The following is a 6,073-nucleotide window of genomic DNA, read 5'->3' as shown; positions in this document are numbered from 1 at the left end:
GCAGCGACACTACGGTATGAAACTGATGGCCTACACATTGATCAATCTGAGGCATTTCTGTGGTGCCTGAAACTCGCAACCACCTGTGATGAAAAGCGACGACCCTCAGCTTGCAAAACTGCGGCTGCTTCACGTCGAGCGGAGCGCAAGGGGCATGGGGCTCGGCAAAGCGCTGGTCGAGACCTGCATCGCGCGGGCGCGTGAACTGGGATACGCGCGCATGACGCTCTGGACGCAAGAGAGTCTCGTCGTGGCGCGAAAAATCTATCAGGCGGCCGGGTTCCGGCTCGCCGGCGCCTCGCCGCATCGTTCTTTCGGGCATGACCTTGTCGGAGAGACCTGGGTTCTCGATTTCTTCTGACGACCATGGCGCCCCGCGCGCGTCCAAACGCTTCGCCTTCTGGACGGAAGTCGCCGACCTGATAGACACATGGCGTGACGGTCGCGAATCGTCCGGCGTTGACAGCCCCGCGCTCTGTTCTGATTTCCGCACAGCTGAAGGCGAAGATCGGGAATGCAAGATGAGACCTTCGCCCTGACGATCGCGCTGGTCGTTTTCGTTTTCGGCGCGATCGGCCTCCTGCTGCAGCGGGTCCTGCCGGAACGCTTCACCACGGGCGCACCGAAGGATCTGATCGGCGCGACGGCCGGCCTCCTCACCCTCCTCTCGGCGCTGGTGCTCGGATTGCTGATCTGGACCGCCTACGGGGTTTTCTCCAGCCAGAACGTCGCGATCCAGACTCTCGCCGCCAAGATCCTGCAGCTCGATCTCGCTCTTGCCGATTATGGTCCCGAGGCGGACGCCGGACGCGCGCAGCTTCGGCAGGACCTCGCCCACACCGTGCGGCAGGTCTGGAGCGAGGATCGGGGCGACGAGGAATTCGTCGCCGAGAACTTTTCCGCGGCGATCGACAGCATGCGCCACAAGGCGAGCTATCTCAATGCGCTCGCGCCGGAAACCGACGCTGAGAAGCACGCGATGGAGCAGGCTCAGCAGACGATCGAGGCCATCGCTCAGTCGCGGCTGCAGATGGCGTTCGGGCTTTCGAGCCCGGTTTCCTACATGCTGATCTATGTCGTGACCGGGTGGGTCGCGGTTCTGTTCTGCGCCTACGGGATCATGTCCCGCGCGAGCCCGACGGCGTTCGTCGTGTTCGCGCTCGGCGCGCTGGCGATCGCCAGCGCGATCTACGTGATCCTCGACCTCAGCGCACCCTATTCCGGGTTTTTCCGCGCGTCTCCGGCGCCGCTCGAGCGCGTGCTGGCGCAAGTGAGCAGGGACCAGGGACGGGTGGGAGGCCAGCGTTGATAAGACAACGGCGCCTGGGGCGCGGACGGCCGCGAGGCAGGCTGGACAATCGTCGCGCACTTGTCCTAAGCATCGGCAGACGAACACTTTGGATCTGCGGACCGCAACCGCAGCGGTCGTCGGCGACGGGCGCGAACTTCTGGGGGGAGACCCGATGACCATAATCCTTATTTCGATCCTGATCTTCGTCCTCACGCTTGCCTCGGGGCTCCTCGGCCTCTGGGTCCACAAGGCCCTGCCGACCGAACAGAAGACCGACAGCGCCCGCAGCGTCGTGGGGCAGGTTGCGGGGCTCGTGACCCTGCTGCTCGCCCTTGTGCTCGGCACGCTGATCGGGACGAGCTTCGCCTTCTTCGGCGCCCAGAAGACCGAGCTCGAGACCTTGTCTTCCCAGATTTTGCTGCTCGATCAGGCGCTCGCTCAGTACGGTCCGGACGCCCAGCCTGCGCGCGACAGACTGAAAGAATCGGTCCAGGTGGCCTACGACACTTTTTGGGGCGACAAGGAGCCGGACCCGAAGCTCCTGTCGGTCGCGCTCCCGCTCGCCGCCGCCCAGGCGACCAAGGGCTTCCTCGCCTCCCTGAAGCCGGAGACCGATCTGCAGAAGCAGGCCGTCGCTTCGGCCAACGCGCTCGCCGGCCAGATCGAGCAGGGCCGCGTGCTCATGGACCTGCAGGTCGCGAGCCACCCCGTGAGCCCTGGCCTGGTGCTGGTGCTGGTCATCTGGGCGATCATTTTGTTCTTCGGTATGGGTCTCTTCGCGCAGGCAAACGGCCTGGTGCTTTCCGCACTGACATTCGGCGCGGTGTGCGTCGCGTTCGCGATCTTCCTGATCCTGGAGCTCGGCCTCCCCTACACAGGGATGTTCCGCGTCTCCGGCGCCGCGCTGCGCGAGGCGCTGGTGAACATCGACAAGTAGGGCGCCGCGGCGAGCGGGTCTCCTCGGGAAGCCGCAGCCCGCCCCTCGTGATGACCGCGATAGGGGCCGGGATCCGCCTGAGCGAGCATCGGGATTGTGCGCGGTCATCCCGCCACCGACCAACAAGTCGAGTGGGCAACCTACCGTCATTGGAACCTGACAATCCTTGACAAGGCCGGAACGCGATGGGAGCAGGAATCCTTAGTTGCGGGCTGGGCGGCGCAGATGGCTTCTGATCTTAAGGACTTGGTGAAGGCGCTCGATATCGACGTCTTCAGGGTGCCGACCGAGACGAGCCTGGCGGACCGGCAGTCGCTGCTTCGTCTCCAGAACGTCGTGGCCACCGGCTTTCCTGGCTACCGGTATCTGGAAATCGGCTCGCACCTGGGGGGAAGCATATTCCCGCACCTGGCCGATTCCCGTTGCGCGGAGATCGTGTCGATCGACTTGCGGCCGGCGAGTCAGCCGGACGAGCGCGGGCAAACATTTGACTACCACGAAAACTCCTCCGCCCGGATGATCGGCCTGCTCTCCGACACCGCGGGATCGGACGCATCGACGAAGGTCCGCATGATCGACCGGGACGCGGCCGACGTCGGCCCCGAGGAGGTGGGCCGGGGAATACGCTATGTTCTGATCGACGCGGAGCACACCAACCGCGCGGCGTTCCGCGATTTCACCCGCGCGCTAAGAATGATCGAACCTGCCGGCATGGTTGCGTTCCACGACGCCAATCTGCTCGTGGACGCCTTGGCGAATATCGAGGAACTGCTCTGGTTCGTCGGTCGGCCCCATCGCGGATTCTTCCTTCCGGACGTGGTCTACGCGGTCGCATTCGGGGACATGATCGAGCTGGCTGACGCGGCGCTAGGGCCTCACTCCCTGGACCGCGAGGCCTTCTGCCAGACCGCGAAGGCGGACCTCTGGCGAGAAATCGCGGCTGGCCACGCGGGCGCTCGTTGATCGTCGTCGCCGCGGGGACGAGAATTCGCGTCCCCGACGGTCTCCCAGAGGAACACAACTGTGAATTCACCGGGCAGGAATGCTGACGGGGGCAACTCGGCGGAGCCCAAGCCGCCGACCGAGCACGCGCTGGCCGCCAGGCGCCGGCAGCGCCTGGATTTCGCGATGGGCAGGATTTTTAGGACGCGCGCCGGGATCGCGGTCGACGCGGACGAAGCGCGGTGCACGATCCTCGTCGAGGCCTGGCGCGCGGCACGGCCGGAATTCAGGTTTAGCCGCTACGTCTGCGCGTGAAGACCGCCGCCGCCCTCGCCGGCGTAACTGGGTTGGCGGGGGATTGACGATGGGCGAAAAGGCCGTCATTTGAGGCGCCGAAAACTCCAATCGAAACCGTTCAGTGGGGCGCCATGTCCAGCATCATCGTCACGCGCCGCGCCGCGCTCATGAGCTTCGGCGCGCTCGCCGCGGCAGGCCTGTCCGGCTGCAACACGACCCAAACCTCTGCTGTGCCGGCTGCGGCCGCGGGGGCGGCGCCCGCGCCCGTCGGCTATCGGATCGCCAACATCGTGGTGGACACCTCTCCACTCGTCGGGCAAAGCGGCGACCCGACCGCGCAATGGGCGAAGCAAGCGCTCCCGGCGGCGCTGGCGCAGGTCTTCGCGTCCCACATGGCGCCGGGCGACCCGAGCGGCGGAACGCTGAGCGTCGTCGTCAACTCGATCTATCTCGGCGGAGGCGGCCCCGCCGACGCCGACCGCATGAGAGGCGTCGCGACGCTGAACGGACAGCAGGTGAACGTGCGGGCGACGTCGACATATTTTCCCAATCCGACCGACCAGGCGCTGGTCGAGCAGGCGCTCCAGAACCGGGTCAACGCCCTGTCGGTCGCGTTCGCCTATCGGCTGAAGCGCCGGCTAGGGCGGTGATCGGACGGGACGTTCAGCGGCGCGCCGGGCGCCTCCAAATACGAGCGCCCAGGCGGGGCGGGTGATCCGCATCGGCAACTCACGCCTGTCCTGACGTCTGGTTTGATTGGTCATTTCCAATTATCATAAAATGGGCGGCCAGACGGCTCAGCAGAAGGATCCGAAGCGATGTCCGACTTCGTACTCTGGGGCTTCGACGCTTCAACCTACGTGCGCACGGTCAAGATGGTATTCGCGGAAAAAGCGTTCACGGATTACAAGCAGGTGCAATTGAACGTCCTCAAGGGCGATCCGAAAACTCCCGAACACCTGGAGCGTCATCCGTTCGGCAAGGTGCCTGTCCTCGATCATGACGGAATGCGAATTCTCGAGACCTCAGCGATCGTGCGGTATCTGAACGACGTTTTGCCGGGGAAATCGCTGATTCCTCCAACGGCCAAGGATCGCGCCCGAATGGATATGACCATTGGGATCATCGACTCTTATGGCTACGGCGCGCTGCTCGGCGGCGTGGCCGCCTTTCATCTGTTCCCTGATTTTGTCGGCGGCAAAAATGAGGCCATGCGGGCCGGCGGCATCGAGCAGGGCCGTCAGGTCATCGAATTCGTCATGAAAACCAAGGGCTCTTCGCCGTTCATCGCCGGTGACTTGAGCTTGGCCGACTTCTTCCTGGCGCCAATCGCCTTCTATGTGGGGCTCACGCCTGACAAAGATGCGGTTTTTGGTGTCGACGGCTTCGGAAGCTGGTGGAAAGATATCCAGGCTCAACCCGCGTATAAAGACACTCAGCCCAATCTCGGCTGACGCGGAAAACGACTGCCGGGGAATTGCCGCCGACGACCGCGCCGCCGGCCGCTACCGGCTCGGGTACCAGTACGACGCCTGCGGCTTCGTGCGGTCGACAACCACGAACTGGTTGGCGAACACTCGGTAGGTCGGGCTCCATTCGCCGTCCGGCCACTGCACGCGGATCTCCGCCCGCTCGGCGGTGCCCAGGCCCACATGGATCCAGCCGGCGTGGCCCGACGCGTCGCCTCCGCCGATCTGAACGGTGCGGGTCTGGGTTCGCACGCCGGTCTTGACCGAAATCTTCGCGCCGACCGCGTTGCGGTTGGGGTTCGGCTCAATGAGCCGAATTTCGGTCCAGTTGCCCGAAGGCAGGGGCGGTCCGTCGTCGTTTTTCGCCCCAAGGTTGCGGAAGAGCGCGACGTTCGAGCCGCGGTCGATCTGCAAGATGTCGAGCTTTCCGTCGAGGTTGAAATCGGCGATCAGCGCCCCGCGGCCGGTGCGGGCGCCGGCGACGCCGGCGAGGTCGCCGGCTTCGGCGAACTTGCCGCTCCACTGGCCGATGAGAAGATTGCTCGGATCGTAGGCGGCGAAGTCGGGCATTTGCGAGAGGTTCCCCTTGGAGACGAAGATGTCGAGCAGGCCGACATTGGTGAAGTCGGCGAATTCCGCGTGCCAGGCGGTCGAGGGTCGCTTGTCGCCGCCGGTATAGGGAATATGCGCCGTGACGCCGAGTTCGCCGGCCTCGTCGCGATAGACCGGCAGTTCGCCGCGGCCCGCTTCGTCCGGATCGAGCTTCTGCAGCTTCTCGTCGCCCATCGAGGTCAGGAAATATTGCGGGTAGCCCGAGCCGTCGATGTCGGCTTCCGCGATCCCCATGCCGAAGATCGAAACATGCCGCCAGCCGTCGGCGCGGGTGAAGGGGCGGGGCGTCTTGCCCGGCTCGACCCGCCAGAGCTGCTCCTCGCCGCCGCGGTAATATTGCCGGTCGTTGGAGACCCGCAGCGACGGCGCGCCCGACTTGTTCCAGTCCGTGAACAGCATCGAGAGCGCGCAGAAGCCGGGCGCGAGGGCCGTGCGGACCGAATAGTCGGGCTTGTCGCCGGGCTGCGGGCGATAGAGCGAGTTCTCCTCGCAGGTGCCCCAGGGCGAACCCGGCGCGCTTCGGTC

General features: G+C 65.1%; 6 protein-coding genes and 1 pseudogene. 6 read left to right on the top strand and 1 reads right to left on the bottom strand.

From position 1 onward, the window contains the following. Positions 1-106 precede the first annotated feature (106 nt). The 6 genes and pseudogenes from ACLP25_RS19960 to ACLP25_RS19935 form a co-directional block, all read left to right on the top strand. Positions 107-361 (top strand): annotated as a pseudogene (locus ACLP25_RS19960) (GNAT family N-acetyltransferase); the annotation flags it as partial. Positions 362-514: 153 nt separating this feature from the next. After that, complete coding sequence (locus ACLP25_RS19955; RefSeq protein ID WP_442470902.1) at positions 515-1,309, top strand: bestrophin-like domain; 795 nt, start codon at positions 515-517, stop codon at positions 1,307-1,309. Positions 1,310-1,463: 154 nt separating this feature from the next. Continuing rightward, positions 1,464-2,228, top strand: a complete 765-nt coding sequence (locus ACLP25_RS19950) for a bestrophin-like domain (RefSeq protein WP_442470901.1) — start codon at positions 1,464-1,466, stop codon at positions 2,226-2,228. A 225-nt stretch (positions 2,229-2,453) separates the two neighbouring features. Continuing rightward, positions 2,454-3,191, top strand: a complete 738-nt coding sequence (locus tag ACLP25_RS19945) for a class I SAM-dependent methyltransferase (protein ID WP_442470900.1) — start codon at positions 2,454-2,456, stop codon at positions 3,189-3,191. Between the two features lie 407 nt (positions 3,192-3,598). Next, positions 3,599-4,117 (top strand): hypothetical protein, encoded by a 519-nt coding sequence (locus tag ACLP25_RS19940; protein WP_442470899.1) that lies wholly within the window; start codon positions 3,599-3,601, stop codon positions 4,115-4,117. 168 nt (positions 4,118-4,285) lie between these two features. Then, positions 4,286-4,921 carry a glutathione S-transferase family protein gene (locus ACLP25_RS19935; RefSeq protein ID WP_442470898.1) on the top strand — a complete coding sequence of 212 codons (636 nt, stop codon included), beginning with the start codon at positions 4,286-4,288 and terminating at the stop codon, positions 4,919-4,921. A 51-nt stretch (positions 4,922-4,972) separates the two neighbouring features. Here ACLP25_RS19935 and ACLP25_RS19930 read toward each other — a convergent pair. Then, a partial coding sequence (locus ACLP25_RS19930; RefSeq protein WP_442470897.1) for a CRTAC1 family protein occupies positions 4,973-6,073 on the bottom strand: 1,101 nt, incomplete at its 5' end.

This window comes from Roseiarcus sp. (genome assembly GCF_052145395.1).
Classification (GTDB): domain Bacteria; phylum Pseudomonadota; class Alphaproteobacteria; order Rhizobiales; family Beijerinckiaceae; genus Roseiarcus.
Note: the sequence above shows the minus strand (reverse complement) of the source record. Positions and strands in the feature narration are given on the sequence as shown.